The sequence below is a fragment of the Streptomyces sp. NPDC059201 genome (genome assembly GCF_042754585.1).
GTDB lineage: Bacteria > Actinomycetota > Actinomycetes > Streptomycetales > Streptomycetaceae > Streptomyces.
Window position 1 is genome coordinate 50632 of sequence record NZ_JBHZBB010000020.1, and the last position, 15147, is coordinate 65778.

Here is a 15147-nt window from a genome sequence, read left to right on the forward strand (position 1 = left end):
TCTCCCGTCACCCTCGACCGGGCTCACACGGCTGACAAGGACGGTCCCGTGCCGGGAGGCAACAGCGGGCCGCAGTCCCACTGCTGGAAGATCAGCCGGGTCTCGACCCGTGCCACCTCGCGCTGCGAGGTGAACTCGTCGAGCACGAGTCGCTGCAGGTCGGAGGGGTCGGATACGGCCACGTGCACGAGGTAGTCGTCGGGGCCGGTGAGGTGGAACAGCGCCCGCGACTCGGGCAGCGCCCGGATCCGGTCGACGAACGGGCCGATCAGTTCGCGTCGGTGGGGCCGGACCTGCACGAGGAGCAGCGCCTCCAGGCCGCGGCCGAGTTTGGCCGGATCCAGTCGTAGCTGGTCTCCGAGGATGACGCCGGTGCGCCGGAGCCGGGCGACTCGGTCCAGGCAGGTGGACGGGGCGACCCCGACCTCGGCGGCGAGCTCGCGGTAGGTGGTCCGGGCGTCGTTCTGCAGAAGGCGGAGAATGTGCAGATCGACCGTGTCCAGTACGACAGATTCGGCCATCGGGCGAACGTAGCACGGATGTTCGCCACTACTTCCCGGTATCCGTTCACAGTGCCGCCATGGACGCCATGGATCACGCCCCTTCGGCCACCCCGAAGGCGCTCGCCACCGAAGCCGTGCACGCCGGCCGGGAAGACCTCGCCGCGCTCGGACTGCACGCCCCGCCGCTGGACCTGTCCACCACCTACCCCTCGTACGACGCCCGGGCGGAGGCCGCCCGCATCGACGAGTTCGCCGCCACCGGCGCCCGCCTCGACGGGCCGCCGGTCTACGCCCGGCTCGACAACCCGACCGTGGCCCGCTTCGAGGAGGCCCTGGCCCGGTTGGAGGGCACCGAGGCCGCCGTGGCCTTCGCGAGCGGCATGGCCGCCCTGACCGCGGTCCTGCTGGCCCGCGCGAGCCAGGGCTTGCGGCACGTCGTCGCGGTCCGCCCGCTCTACGGCTGTAGCGACCACCTCCTGGACGCCGGGCTCCTCGGCACCGAGGTGACCTGGACCGACCCGGCGGGCGTCGCCGACGCGATCCGCCCGGACACGGGTCTCGTGATGGTCGAGTCCCCGGCCAACCCGACCCTGGCCGAGGTCGACATCCGCGCCGTCGCCCACGCCTGCGGCGCGGTCCCGCTCCTCGTCGACAACACCTTCGCGACGCCGGTCCTCCAGCGCCCGGCCGGTCTCGGCGCGCGCATCGTGCTGCACAGCGCCACCAAGTACCTGGGCGGCCACGGTGACGTCATGGGCGGCATCGTCGCCTGCGACGAGGAGTTCGCCCGCGAACTCCGCCGCGTCCGCTTCGCCACGGGCGGTGTGCTCCACCCGCTCGCCGGCTACCTGCTGCTCCGAGGGCTCTCCACCCTCCCGGTCCGCGTGCGCGCGGCCTCGGCGACGGCCGCGGAGCTGGTGCGGCGTCTGGCCACCGACCCGCGGATCGCGCGTGTGCACTACCCGGCGATCGGCGGGGCGATGATCTCCTTCGAGGTGTACGGCGACCCGCACGAGGTGATCGCCGGGGTCAGGCTCATCACCCCGGCGGTCAGCCTCGGCAGCGTCGACACGCTGATCCAGCACCCGGCGTCCATCAGCCACCGCATCGTCCACGAGGGCGACCGCCGTGCCGCGGGCGTCAGCGACCGGCTGCTGCGGATGTCGGTGGGCCTGGAGGACGTCGAGGATCTGTGGCGCGACCTCACCCAGGCGCTCAGCGCTCGCTCTGCCGAGCCTGCTGCTGCGGGCGCCGGCTCTGGCGCGGTGCCGAGTCCAGCCGAGCGGTGATCACCAGAGTCCCCTCCTCGATCTGGTAGTCGAGTGGCAGGTTCAGTGCCCGCATCGCTGCGACCATGCCCGTGTTGGACGCCTGGGTGACGGCGTAGACGCTCTCGCATCCGGCCTCCTCGGCCATCGCCACCAGCCGGCCGAGGAGCTCGGAGCCGATCCCGCGACGCTGCCAGTCGTCCTCGACCAGCAGGGCCACCTCGGTCTCGTCGCCGTCCCACAGCAGGTGGCCGAGGGCGACGAGTCGTCCGGACGCGGTCTGCACGGCGAGGGTGCGGCCGAACCGAGGGCTGAGCAGGTGGTCGAGGTAGCGGTCCGCGTCGCCGACCGGCCCGTGGTAGCGCAGGTTCAGCGTGCGCGCCGAGCAACGGTCGTGCATGGCGCGGGCGGCGGCCAGGTCGCGCTGGTCGGCCCGGCGGACGGTGATCTCGTTCCCCTCGGGCAGGGTGAGCACGTCGTGGCTGCGGGGGACACGCGGGCCGAGCCGTGCGTCGAGTTCGACGAGCGCGCGGGCGCGGGCGAACTCGGTCGGGGTGAAGGGGAGGTAGGGCCGCTCGATGAGCAGCATGCCCCCGCTGGGGTCGCGCAGCTTCATCACGGTCTCTTCGAGCACGCCTTCGACCGGTGCCTGTTCGCCGGTGGGGCGGCCGGTCAGCGAGACGGCCGGAACCGAGTGAAGGGTGCACCGGCCGAGGAGCTGGCGGAGCGCGAGGGGCAGTTCGGCGGCGTCGAGCGCGGTACGGGTCGCGAGGCCGAGAACGCGCGTGGGGGTGTCCACGAGGTCGTGGGCGTCGGCCCGTTCGGTCCAGGTGTCGCGCCCTCCGGCGGCTCCGATCTCGCGGGCGAGATCACCGGCGGAGAGACCGGCAGGGGCGCGGAGCAGGAACTCGTCGACCGTCCCCTCCGTCAGCGGGTGCGTCTGGAGGGTCAGGATGTCCACGTGGAGCCGGCCGAGCACCGTGCACAGTGCGGCCAGGCTTCCCGGAGCGTCGTCGACGGTGGTCCTCATCCGCCACAGCACGGTCTCGATGGTCTCCGGTTGGGTGTCCGTGCCGGGGTCCGTGAGCTGCCCCGCCAGTTCGTCGGGGGTGGGCGCCGCCGTGCGCGCACCCGGTGCTGTGGCGGGTGGAGCATGGCTGTGCCTTCGTGCCCACCATGCGTGGAACCCGGCGGTGGCGACCAGTGCGATGGCCGAGAACACCAGCAGGTAGGGTCCGTCGGGCCCCTTGACGATGGTCTTGGCGATCGTGTCGGCCACCACCACGGCGGTGAACAGGGCCGCGAGCTCGATCAGGTCGTGCCGCCAGTGGTGCGGGCGGCGGCTGCTCTTCGAGGACGTCACATCGGTCATGGCTTCACTGTGACCGAGAGGTGTTGCGTGATCACGAACGCTTTGTGACTGGCGGGTTAAGTGGCGATCTGGAGGATTTCTGACTGATTCAGGACGTTTCTTTCGTTCCTTGATCGGTCCCTCGGCGGAGAGCGTTCCGCAGCCGCTTTGCCTGTGTCACCAGCTGCGACGTACCCCGTGCCGAAGCGTGTCGTTCGAGCCCCGCCAGCTCTCCGGTCGCCCCGCACCGCTCCACACAGTCCGCCGCGATGGCCAGCAATTCACCGAGACCACGCATGGGCTGCTCCGCCTCGAGCAGTGTCGGTAGCGCCTCCGAGAGCATCGTCCACACGGTCTCGTACGCGCCGGTGGCAGCCGCGGTCCTGGCCGCGTCCGCGAGGCGGTTCGGCTTCATCGAGCGCTCCGCGAGGAGCCAGGCCAGATCCCTGCCCACCTGGCGGGCGTCGAGCTCACCCCGTGCGGCCAGCACGAGCAGGGCATCCACGGCCCGCAGCCGGTCGTCCGCGTCCCGGCAGCCGAGTCCGAAGGCCAGCACCAGGGCGACCGCCCTGCCTACCTGTCCCTCACCTTCGGCGAGGAGCGTCAGAGGGCCTGTCACGTCCCGTGTCGAATCGCCGTCCACGGCACTCGCCATGGAGGACAGCAGGCAGGCCGCGAGGAGCTCACGGTCGGCGGGGAGCAGCGTGGCCCAGCGCTCGGGCACCTGCGCCCAGTGGTAGCAGCGGCGGGCATCCGGCAGCAGGCCACCGCCGAGCCAGTGGAAGGCACGCGGGAACTTCTTCAGGAATTCGGGACGCTTCGCCGTCTCGACCAGGATTCGGTCCACCAGCCACCAGCGGCCCGAACCCTTCTCCTTTCGGGGGTGGAACCGTACGGTCGCCTCCAGCGGGTTCTCCGACCGAAGCCACTCGGCCAGCCGCGCCCCAGCGGTGCTGCCCAGTGCCTCCGCCTCCGCGGCTGCCTGCTCGGCGGACGGGTCCTGCCGGCGCACACGCAGCAGGGCGTGGCCCAGATCCACGGGCGCGGGTTCGAGTCCCGCGTCCGCGTACTCCCGGAGCCGCCGCACCAGGTCCAGCGGATCGATCGCCCCGGTGTGCCGGGTCGGCGTCGAAAGGAGCAGCGGCAGCGTGCCACCGCCGATCAGGTGCGCGATCTCCCAGATCCGGATCTCCTGCGTCGCCTCCATGGCGCCGTGCACACAGGAAGTCATCGGAACGGGCTGGTTCCGTCCCGCGTCGATGCGTTCCTGCCCCACCTTGCCGACGACTGCCGCGAGGACGGCCTCCATGCCGCGGGGACCGTGCCGGAAGTGGTCGTAGTCGGGGTGAAGGGCGAAGACGCTCGTGTCCTGCCAGTACGCGTCGGCGAACGCTTCCCGTACCCGGGACACCAACCCGTCCCGGTCCTTGTGCGCATGCCGCACCAGACCGTCGAGGGCCCGCTCGAACTCCATCGCACTGTCCGACCGCCGCTGTACCAGCAGGTCCTCCATGAGTTCTTCCAAGGTTCCCTCCGGCCCCGGAAGGAACTGCGGCTCGGGCACGGGAGGCAGGATCTCCTCGTACGGCGGGTGCTCGAGCGCCCCGAGGTGACCTCCGAATACCGCCTCGGCGGCGGACCGGTGCGCGGGACCGAGGAGCGAAGCCGCCTCGGCCAGGTCGCGGCGCGTCGGCTCGTCGACGGCCTTCAGATGGCGTGCCACGACCTGCAGAGACCGCTCCTGGACCTCCGTGTCGTCGTGGCCGAAGGCGTCGCCCACCACGGGGAGTACCTCGGCAGCCAGTGCCGGATTCTTGGCCAGCACCTTGTTCACCAGTGACAGCTGTGCCCTCAGCAGCTTCTTCTCCGTGCGGAACAGCACGCCGGCCGTCATCTCCGCGAACGCTCCGCCGGGCAACGCCCCCTCCAGCGCCAGCCCGGACAAGGTTTTCTGCGCGTACGCGGCGACCGGGGAGGCCGCGTCAGCGGTCATGCCGATCCAGTCGGCGACCCGATCCTGCCGCTGCTCCGCGTCGGGCGGCACCAGTTGGAGCAGCGCCATCGGGAATCGCAGGTCACGCAGGCGTCCGCCGCGCAGCAGACGCGACACACACAGGTCGACGACCTCCGCGCGATCCAGCACCCCTTCCTGCACGAGCACCGCCAGCGCCGTCGGCCAGTGGGTCGCCGAGCCGTTCGTCCCCGACCAGGTCAGATGGTCCGGCGTCTCCTGCATCGCGAGAGCGTGGGTGACCAGCGCTGGGGTCTGCGGATCCTTCCTCAGCCGCTCCAGCAGCTTGCCGTCCGTGATCTGCCGTGCCCAGCCGAGTACGTAGCCGTCCGTCGCCGGCACCGTGGCCCCCGAACCCTCCACGAGCCCTCGGATCAGTCCGTAGAGCTCCTCAGCGACCGCCGGCTTGGCCGCAAGCCGCTGGGCCACGTCGGCACGCCATTCCGCCGCGCGGTCGGCCAGCACCCGCAGGACCAGGACACCGTTCTCGGTACGCCAGCTGAGCAGATCACGTCCCCCGAGCCAGCTCGCCGCCGCCGCGGCACCCGTGTGGCAGCCGGCCCCCGCGACGTACAGCGCTCGCCGGACCCGAGTGGCCTCCTCCCACCGGTTCCAGTCCCAGGCCCGTACCTCGGAGCGCAGTGCCTTGAGTCGCTCCAACGCCTCCGCGCGTGCGAGTGCGTCCAAGGGTTCCAGGAGGCCCGGGATCTCGCCCGCGCGCCCCTCTCGCACCGCCCTCATCAGCGCGTCGACGCCCATGCCGTCGCTCGTCCCGCTGCGTACGTCAGTCTTCATTTCCGCCCCCATAGGTTCCTCACTTCGCCCCGGCCGCCCCCATCTGCGGACCGGTACCCGTCGTCATGCCACCGCGGCCACTGCCGCGCCGCGGCGGATCATCCGTACCGCCAGCGCGTGCTTGCAGGGCCCACGCCGGCCGCGGTGGTCCACCCACCACGTACACGTGCAGCTCAGCGCGCCGTCCGACTCCCGGACCCGGTAGCGCCGCTCGCCCGAGACCACCGTCGCCATCTCCCCGTCGACACTCACCGCGTCCTCCGCGACCAGCCGGCGTGCGGAGACGAGCCGGGGGTTGTGCCGTTCGGCCCGGTCCGCGTCGTAGGGGAGCTCCCGGTGGAAGTACGCGGCGTCCGCGACGTCGTAGCCCACCCGCCCGGCGGTTCCCAGCCGGGTCAGCGCGGTGCGGACCCGATCGGCGGTGAGCCCCGACTGCGCGGCGAGATCAGCCGGATCGATCCTCGGCTCCCAGGCGAGGAGGACGGCGACCAGTTCCGCGTCCGCCGCCGCGTCGTCCGTCGCGAGGGCTTCCAGCACCCCGCCCTCCCCGGAGAACCCACGGGCAGGATCGGGCGAGAGGGTGAGCGTCAGTCGCATGCCCGGCAGGGTCACCTCCCAGGCGCTTGCGGCGGCCAGGCCATCGGGAACGGGCCCGTACACCCGCAGCCCCGTGGCGAATCGCAGCACCCGCTCCAGCGCTATGAGCCGGTCCGGCCCGGGCAGGCACACGGCCCCCGCGCCCGGACGAGTCGTCGGGCGCAGCGTCCGGCCGGCCTGGACCACCCACAGCGGTGCCCGACCGCGACTCTGCGAGCGGGGTAGTCCGCGGAGGAACCGCACGGCCTCGGCACCGGTCAGTTCGGCCCGCAGATCGAATCGGGCCGAGGCGACCTGCGCCTCCGCGAAGCCGCGCAGCCAGCGGTCCGGTAGCGGAACCTTCTTCTCCACCACCGATCCACCGAGCGTCGTGACGGCCATCTCCTCCGGACCCACCCGCAGATGCATCGGATCGTCCCCGGCCATCCGCGAAAGTGCCTCGCGCAGCGGGTCGTTCACGTCCACGTTCGTGGTTCCGTGGCCGGTCTCCGTGCCGCCCAGGCCCTCGTCGAGCACGTCGAGTCGTGCGTACACCCCACCGCAGCCGGAGAAGGACTCGAACCGTAGACGGTCCCCGTTCCCGGTCACGACGGGATCCAAAGAGCGCGGTCTGGTCCGCTGGTGGTAGCGGGCCGCGGCCACGTCCGCGACAGCCAGCAGACCGCGGGCGGCGATCTGAGGGGCGGCGAGGAAACCCGCGAAGAAGCGTGGGTGGGCCTCGGCCCCGCGAGGGGTCAGACCTCCGGCCGTCTCCAGATCGAGGAGCCGGCCGGAAGCCGTGGACTCAAGGGAAGATGGGCGTGCGTAGGCGAGTGCCTGAACGGATCGCGTCATGGAAACGACCGTAGGGCCCGCCACTGACATCCGCTCATATCCACAGGCCGGACCTGTGGATAACTCCTTGCGGCCGGGAACAGCGCTACTGTCCGACCATCCCCGGTCGCAGCAGCTTCGTGAACAGCACGCGGTCGTCGTCCCCTCGCAGACGAACCGTCATCTCCCCACTCCCGCCGTCGATGTCCACCTCACCGAAGTACTGCGGACTCTCCATCGGCGACACATTCGCCCGCTCGGGTGCCCGCACGAACACGCGCTCCGGGCCGAACGTCCCATCCAGCTTGTTGGCCGGGAAACCGCCCGCGGCCAGCGGCCCCGACACGAACTCCCAGAAGGGTGCGAAGTCCTGGAAGGCGGCCCGCTCCGGCGCGTAGTGCTGCGCGGAGGTGTAGTGGACGTCCGCGGTCAGCCACACGGTGCCGGTGATCCGGCGGTGCTTGATGAACCGCAGCAGCTCGGCGATCTGCAGCTCCCGCCCCAGCGGCGCGCCGGGGTCGCCCTGTGCGATCGCCTCGAAAGCGGTCGCGCCGTCCGGCACGACGAGCCCGATCGGCACGTCGGCGGCCAGCACCTTCCATACAGCGCGCGAGCGGGCCAACTCCCGCTTCAGCCAGGCGAGCTGCTCCGCTCCGAGGATGCCGGTGGTGTCGTCGGCCTGGCGGCCGGGCGAGTTGGCATTGCGGTACGAGCGCATGTCGAGCACGAAGACGTCGAGCAGCGGCCCGTACCGCACCACCCGATGCATGCGGCCCTTCGAGCCGGAGCGGGATGCGGAACTGGTGCCGGCTGAGGGGTGCAGAGTGGAGACCGGGAAGTACTCGGCGAAGGCGCGCGATGCCCGGGCCGCGAGCACGTCCACGTCCTTCTCGGCGTAGCGAGTGTCATCGAGAATCTGACCCGGGTACCAGTTGTTGCGCACCTCGTGGTCGTCCCACTGAGCCACCGTCGGCACCTGTGCGTTGAAGGCCCGGACGTTGCGGTCGAGCAGGTTGTAGCGGAAGTTGCCCCGGTACTCGTCCAGTGTCTCGGCGACCTTCGCCTTCTCCGGCGTCACCACGTTGCGCCAGACCCGTCCGTCGGGGAGCGTCACGGACGGCTGGAGCGGTCCGTCGGCGTAGACGGTGTCACCGCTGCACAGGAAGAAGTCGGGATCGAGGCGGCGCATGGCCTCGAACGCACGGAATCCGCCGATGTCCGGGTTGATGCCCCACCCCTGCCCGGCGATGTCCCCGGACCAGAGGAAGCGCACGCCGTCGCGGCGCCGCTCCGGAGCTGTACGGAAGGTGCCGAGGACCGGTTCGCTCGTGCGGCGCGGATCGCCGGGGTCGGCGAGGACTACCCGGTAGTGGATCTGCTCGCCGGCGGGCAGGTTCCGCAGGAACGTCGTCCCCGTGAAGTCGGTACCCGTGCCGAGCAGCGGGCCGTGATGTCGACGGACGCGTCGGAACGACTCCGTTGCCGACGTCTCGACGATCATCCGAGCCGGCCGGTCCGACCGCACCCACACCAGCCCCGAACGGGCGGTGACATCCCCGGTCTGCACGCCCCATCGTGCCTCCGGGCGCCCGGACAGGGCGAAGGCCGGTGCCGCGAGGCCGGCACCGCCCAGGGCGAGCCCCGCGGACACGGCGAGCGAGCCGCGCAGCACATTGCGGCGTGCGGGCGTGGAAGCAGCCGCGGCGGAAGGGGCGGCGGGATCGGAACCGGGCGGGTACGTGGTGGTCATACGGAGCCTCCGGGAGCGGATCGGGGTCGACGCGACGCCACGGGTGTGACATCAATGCCTGTTTCCAGTACGAGAGTTCGTACCGGTCCCCTGACTAACCGCTGGGAGCAGCGCCCGCGCGAACCCCGCGTGAACAGATCGCCGCGCGGCTCACCCCCGTGCGGTGACCCCGCGTGACTCACCGCCCGCCGTGTGCCTCGGCCACCCGCCGTATCCCCGCGGCGATCGTCGTCGGCGTCAGGTGCGCATATCCGACGACGAGTCGTACGGCCCCGTCCGCGGGCCGTGCCGTCCCGTACTCCTCCAGTGCGCGGAGAGCCACACCGACGCCCGCCGCCGCGTCCAAGAACCGACCTGGAGGTCCGTATCGCGCCGGCAGGCAGGCGATGATATGCAGGCCTGCCGCGATGCCGGTCACCGACGTACCTGGGAAGTGCTCGTCCAACGCGGTCAGCAGGGCGTCGCGGCGTTCGCGGTACGCGCGCTGGCAGCGGCGCAACTGACGGTCGTAACCTCCGCTCGTCACCATGTGCGCCAGTGCCGCCTGGTCGAGGGCGGGATGCCCGAGGTCCATGGTGCGCTTCCGTTCGACGACCTCGTCGACCAGCGCTTCTGGCAGCACCATCCAGCCGAGCCGCAGTCCCGGAGCGAGCGACTTGCTCACCGAGCCCGTGTACACGACCCGCTCGGGATCGAGTCCTTGGAGCGCGCCCACCGGTGCTCGGTCGTAGCGGAAGTCGCCGTCGTAGTCGTCCTCGAGTACGTAGCCGTCCACCGTTCGTGCCCAGTCCAGGAGCATTCGGCGCCGCTCCGCCGACCAGGCGATGCCGGAGGGGAACTGGTGCGACGGCGTCACCACGACAGCGCGCACGCCCGTCGATGTGAGCGGCTCGGGATGCAGGCCCTCCTCGTCGAGGGGCAGCCATACGGTCTCCAAGCCGGTCGCCGCGAAGAGCCGGCTGTGTTCAGGGCTGCCGGGGTCCTCGACGCCCACCTCTCGGTGGCCGCGCGTCCTGAGCACGGATCCGAGCAGCGTCGACGCTTGCGCGACGCCCGAGCAAACGATCAGTCGATCGGGGTCGGCGACCACGCCGCGCCGCCGGGTGAGCAGTGCCGCGAGAGCGGAACGCAGCAGGGGGAGGCCGCGTGGATCCGGATAGCCGAGTGCGCTGTGCGGCAGTTCGGCGAGGACTGTGCGCTGCGCCGCCGCCCAGGCGGCACGTGGGAAGAGGGACAGATCGGGTGTGCCTGGCCGGAAGTCGGTGATCACGTGGGTGGCGTGGGTCGGCGGGGTGTGCGTGCCGGTGGTCGGTGGCACGCGTTCCGTGCCTACCGCGCCGCCGACCCAGGTGCCTGAGCCTCGGTCGCTGCGTAGGTAGCCCTCCGCCGTCAGTTGTTCGTACGCCGTTGTGACCAGGCCACGGGAGACGCCCAGGTCCGCGGCGAGCGCGCGGCTCGACGGTAGGCGGGTGCCCGGCGTGAGCCGACCGGAGCGCACCGCCTCGCGGAAGGCTTCCTGGAGGGCTCGGCCGCGTCGGCGCGCGGGTGCTGCGGCCGCAGGAAGGAGGACTTCCCAGGCGGGTTGTGCGTCGGTGACTTGGTGCAGGGTGGGGTCGGGGAGGTCGCCCTTCGCCGCGCCGGCCATGTCTTCCCGTGACCGTGTCATTCGAGGCCATCACACTTCTGTCGCACGATCTTGTCCCTTGAGGGCCGCTGCGGACGAGTATGCCGTGTTGGTGTCGCGGCGTGGTCGGCGGTCAGGGGGCTTCCGTGTGTGGGGTTGCTTAACCGGGTCTGTTCGCCCTAGACAACGTTGTCATCAAGCGGCAGAGTATGACCTCGCATAGTTCGGGTGGTCTGGAGAGGTTGGGCGGATGGTGTACGGAGCGCTGGACATCGGGGGGACGAAGATCGCCGGAGCGCTGGTGGATGCCGAGGGGAACGTCGTGGTGCGGGCGCAGCGGGCGACGCCTGCGCGTGACTCCGCCGAGGTGATGATGGCGGCGGTGGTCTCGGTCGTGGACGAGTTGGCGGCGCATGCCGAGTGGGCCTCGTTGTCGTGCCTGGGGATCGGGAGTGCCGGGCCCGTGGACACCTTCGCGGGGACGGTGAGTCCGGTGAACATTCCAGCGTGGCGTTCCTTTCCGTTGGTGGAGCGGGTACGGAGCCATTCCGCCGTGCCGGAGGGCATCGAGCCGGTGCTCGTCGGGGACGCGGTCGCGATGGCGGCGGCGGAGCACTGGATCGGCGCGGCGAAGGGCGTAGGGAACGCCCTGTGCATGGTGGTCTCGACCGGTGTCGGGGGCGGGCTGATCCTTGGGGGTTCCGTGCATGCGGGGACGACCGGGAACGCCGGCCACATCGGGCACATCACCGTGGACCAGAACGGTCCCGTGTGCCCGTGCGGCGCCCGGGGGTGCGTCGAGCGCTACGCCAGCGGTACGGCGATCGCGGCCCACGCGCTGGAATCCGGCTGGACGCCCCCGGACGGTTTCGCCGCCACTGCGCGGGAGGTCGAGAAGGCGGCTCGTGCGGGTGACCCGAGGGCGCTTGCCGCGTTCGACCGGGCCGGCCGTGCCCTCGCTGCCGCCATCGCGGCGACCGCGGCGCTCGTGGAACTCGATCTGGTCGTCGTCGGAGGCGGTGTCTCCCAGGCGGGCGAGATTCTCTTCGGGCCGCTGCGGCATCACCTGAAGTCGTACGCCGTCCTCGATTTCACGCGTGACGTTCCGGTCGTGCCGGCTGGGCTGGCCCTCGATGCCGGACTGATCGGCGCGGCCGCAGCCGGCGTTGCCGGGGCGGCGCTGTCGCGCGCTGGGGTGAGGGCGAGGGGACAGGCAGCTCTTTGACCCTTGTCGTCCGCTGACGCGCGCGGATTCGTTCCGGTCAGGGGCCGGGCGTTCGAGGTGGCGTGGCGGCGTGGCGTCCTTGTCGTCCCACCTCGCCGCACCTCCCCAAGGAAATGAGCATGGATCTCCTCCGTAACACCGTCCAGCCCTATGTCTGGGGCTCTTTCACGCTGCTGCCGGAGCTCATGGGGGTGCCGCCCAGTGGCGTGCCGCAGGCCGAGCTCTGGATGGGTGCCCATCCCGCGGCGCCCTCGCGGGTTTCCAGGGGTGGAGTGCTGATGCCGCTGGATCGGGTCGTCTCCGGGGATCCCGAGGGTGAGCTGGGGGCGAGTACGGTGCGGCGGTTCGGGCCTCGCCTTCCGTTCCTGGTCAAGTTGCTGGCCGCCGACGCGCCGCTCTCTGTGCAGGTGCACCCCGACCTCGCGCAGGCTCAGGCGGGGTTCGCTCGGGAGAACGCGCTCGGGGTGCCTTTGGGCGCGGCGCATCGCAACTACCGTGACGACCAGCACAAGCCCGAGATGATCGTCGCCCTCACCCCTTTCCGGGGGCTGTGCGGCTTTCGGAGTCCGGCGGACTGCGCCGACCTGCTCGACTCCCTGAAGGTGCCGGCCTTGCGGCCGTACATCGAGACCTTGCGTGTTGTTCCCGGGCCTCAGGCGCTCGCGGAGGTGTTCCGCGCGTTCCTCCGTCCCCAGGAGGGCCTTCTCTGGGCAGTTGCCCAAGCGCTGGCCGAAGCCGCAGCCCCGGCCGCAGGATCGGGCTCGGCTCAGGTCGATGCCTATGACCGCATCGCGCGGGCCTATCCGGGCGACCCTGGTCTGCTGTCCGCGCTCATGCTGCGGTACGTCGAGCTGAGCCCCGGTGAGGCGTTGTTCCTCGGTGCCGGTGTTCCGCACGCGTATCTCTCCGGGCTCGGTGTCGAGATCATGGCGAGTTCCGACAACGTGCTGCGGTGTGGCCTGACCTCCAAGCACGTCGACCTGGAGGAGCTCGTTCGGGTCGTTCGGTTCGGTGCGCCGCCGACGCGCGTGTTGCCCCCTCGGGAGGAGAGGGGCGAGGAGCGGTATCCGGCGCCGGTGGACGACTTCGGGCTGTCGCGGTACGTGCTGCGGGATGGTAAGCCGCGGCGGTGCCTGACGCTGGACGCCCCGCAGATCGTCCTCTGTACCGCCGGCGCGGTGACGGTCTCCTCGGGCGGCGAGAAGTTCGGCCTTCGTCCTGGGCAGGCGGTGTACGTGCCCGCCGGCGCCGAGGTCGAGTTGGAGGGCGCAGGTACGGCCTTTCGCGCCACGACGGGTACCGCGGAACGCCTTGGGTGAACGAGCCGGTGGCAATAAACCGCACTAAACTTAACCGGTTATGTTCAGGCTATTGTTATCGGTCATCACGGCATCTAGCCTCAACTCGGCCGCCAGGAGCCAGAAGGAGAATTCGCGGATTCGACAGAGCGAAGACCTGACGCGCACCTGCGGTTAATCCCCACTGCCCGGAATCGAGCCGCAGCATTGTCCGGGCAGTGGGGCACGGCGGCGGTCCGCCCACCATCCGTGGGCCGGCCCGGGGAGGGGGCCCCACCTCGACCCCGGTCCCGTCCAGCCGCGATCTCACCCCATGTCAGGTACGGCCGCGCCGCCCCTCCGGGCCCGGCGCGGCTCCGAGTCGGGAGTTCCACATGAACAGGACACGGGTCCTCTCGGCGGCGGCGCTGCTCGCCCTCGCCGCCACCGTCACCTCGGTCCCCATCACCACCGAGGCCGCCCAGGCCGCCCAGGCCGCCCAGGCCGCAAGCCGCTCCGACGGTTTCCGCGTCGTGGACGGGCGGCTCGTCGACGCCACAGGGAAGGACTTCGTCCTTCGCGGCGTCAACCACGCCCACACCTGGTACGCCGACCGCACCGGCCAGTCGCTCGCCGACATCAAGGCGCTCGGCGCCAACTCGGTGCGGGTGGTGCTCTCCACAGGCGCCCGCTGGACGAAGAACGGCGCCGCCGACGTCGCGGACGTCGTCGCCCGGTGCAAGGCCAACCGGCTCGTCTGTGTCCTGGAGGCGCACGACACCACCGGTTACGGCGAGCAGGACGGCGCCGCCTCCCTCTCCGAGGCCGTCGACTACTGGCTGGAGGTGGCGAGCGCCCTCAAGTGGCAGGAGAAGTACGTCATCGTCAACCTCGGCAACGAGCCCCACGGCAACACCGGATACACCGCCTGGACACAGGACACCAAGGACGCCGTCGGGCGGCTGCGCGCCGCCGGTCTCGACCACACGCTGATGGTCGACGCGCCCAACTGGGGGCAGGACTGGTCGGGGACCATGCGCGCGAACGCGCCCGCCGTCTTCGCCGCCGACCCCGACCGCAACACCGTCTTCTCCATCCACATGTACGGCGTGTACGACACCGCCGCCGAGGTCGAGGAGTACCTCGGCAGCTTCGTCGACCGCGGACTGCCCGTCGTAGTCGGCGAGTTCGGCCACGACCACTCGGACGGCAACCCCGACGAGGACGCCATCATGGCCACCGCCCGCCGCCTGGACGTCGGATACCTGGGCTGGTCCTGGAGCGGCAACGGCGGCGGCGTCGAGTACCTCGACCTCGCCACCGGCTTCGACGCCGGCCGGCTCACCGCCTGGGGCGAGCGCCTCTTCCACGGCCCCGACGGCATCCGCCAGACCTCCCGGGAGGCCGGCGTCTACCGGCGCGGCTGCTCGATCGCGTACCGCCTCGACGACTGGGGTACCGGCTTCAACGCCGACATCACCGTCCGCAACACCGGCGAGCAGCCCCTCAAGGGCTGGAAACTGGACTTCGACCTCCCCGCCGGCACCACCCTGAACTCCGCCTGGAACGCCTCCGTCACCCAGGACGGCCGGCAGGTCCGCGCCGTCAGCGAGTCCTGGACCGCGGACGTGCCGGCCGGGCGGGCGGTGAGCTTCGGCATCAACGTTGCCGGCCCCGGCCACGGCGCCGTGCCCGCCTCCTTCAGCCTCGACGGCGCTCCCTGCGCCAAGGGCTGATCTCCCGCACTGGATCCTGCCACTATCCATTCCCGATACGGCGTCGAGGGGCGGTCTCCTTCAAGGGGACCCCCCCACCACCCCCGCCCCCCACCGCCCCCCAACGCCCCCCACCACCCCCCACCGCCCCCCCCGCGGCCCTCCCCGGCCACGCCCCCGCCACCCCCCCCCGCCCCGCCACCCCCCCCCCCCCCCCC

10 protein-coding genes are annotated in these 15147 nt (G+C 71.3%); 4 read left to right on the forward strand and 6 right to left on the reverse strand.

Annotation, left to right across the window (positions count from 1 at the left end):
• Positions 1-23 precede the first annotated feature (23 nt).
• Positions 24-521, reverse strand: coding sequence for an Lrp/AsnC family transcriptional regulator (locus ACFXMG_RS37980; RefSeq protein ID WP_383824305.1), 498 nt, complete (start codon positions 519-521; stop codon positions 24-26).
• Between the two features lie 59 nt (positions 522-580).
• Here ACFXMG_RS37980 and ACFXMG_RS37985 point away from each other — a divergent pair, with 59 nt between their 5' ends.
• Positions 581-1792, forward strand: coding sequence for a trans-sulfuration enzyme family protein (locus tag ACFXMG_RS37985; RefSeq protein ID WP_383824303.1), 1212 nt, complete (start codon positions 581-583; stop codon positions 1790-1792).
• On the opposite strand, the gene ACFXMG_RS37990 is transcribed toward ACFXMG_RS37985, so the two are convergent.
• The 5 genes from ACFXMG_RS37990 to ACFXMG_RS38010 all read right to left on the reverse strand — a co-directional run bounded on the left by ACFXMG_RS37990 (position 1719) and on the right by ACFXMG_RS38010 (position 10733).
• Positions 1719-3143, reverse strand: a complete 1425-nt coding sequence (locus ACFXMG_RS37990) for a GNAT family N-acetyltransferase (protein ID WP_383824300.1) — start codon at positions 3141-3143, stop codon at positions 1719-1721. The two genes, ACFXMG_RS37985 and ACFXMG_RS37990, sit on opposite strands and share 74 nt — an antisense overlap.
• Before the next feature lie 88 nt (positions 3144-3231).
• Positions 3232-5892: a DUF6493 family protein gene (locus ACFXMG_RS37995; protein WP_383824297.1), complete on the reverse strand. Its 2661-nt coding sequence runs from the start codon at positions 5890-5892 to the stop codon at positions 3232-3234.
• Between the two features lie 99 nt (positions 5893-5991).
• Positions 5992-7359 carry an SWIM zinc finger family protein gene (locus ACFXMG_RS38000; protein ID WP_383824294.1) on the reverse strand — a complete coding sequence of 456 codons (1368 nt, stop codon included), beginning with the start codon at positions 7357-7359 and terminating at the stop codon, positions 5992-5994.
• Positions 7360-7444: 85 nt separating this feature from the next.
• Positions 7445-9088, reverse strand: coding sequence for an alkaline phosphatase D family protein (locus ACFXMG_RS38005; protein WP_383824291.1), 1644 nt, complete (start codon positions 9086-9088; stop codon positions 7445-7447).
• Positions 9089-9266: 178 nt separating this feature from the next.
• Complete coding sequence (locus ACFXMG_RS38010; protein ID WP_383824288.1) at positions 9267-10733, reverse strand: PLP-dependent aminotransferase family protein; 1467 nt, start codon at positions 10731-10733, stop codon at positions 9267-9269.
• A gap of 229 nt (positions 10734-10962) precedes the next feature.
• On the opposite strand from ACFXMG_RS38010, the gene ACFXMG_RS38015 reads away from it, so the two are divergent.
• The 3 genes from ACFXMG_RS38015 (at position 10963) to ACFXMG_RS38025 (ending at position 14950) form a co-directional block, all read left to right on the forward strand.
• Positions 10963-11937 (forward strand): ROK family protein, encoded by a 975-nt coding sequence (locus ACFXMG_RS38015; protein WP_383824286.1) that lies wholly within the window; start codon positions 10963-10965, stop codon positions 11935-11937.
• A 119-nt stretch (positions 11938-12056) separates the two neighbouring features.
• Positions 12057-13256, forward strand: a complete 1200-nt coding sequence (gene manA / locus ACFXMG_RS38020; RefSeq protein WP_383824283.1) for a mannose-6-phosphate isomerase, class I — start codon at positions 12057-12059, stop codon at positions 13254-13256.
• Positions 13257-13609: 353 nt separating this feature from the next.
• Positions 13610-14950: a cellulase family glycosylhydrolase gene (locus ACFXMG_RS38025; RefSeq protein ID WP_383824280.1), complete on the forward strand. Its 1341-nt coding sequence runs from the start codon at positions 13610-13612 to the stop codon at positions 14948-14950.
• The last annotated feature ends 197 nt before the right edge of the window (positions 14951-15147 follow it).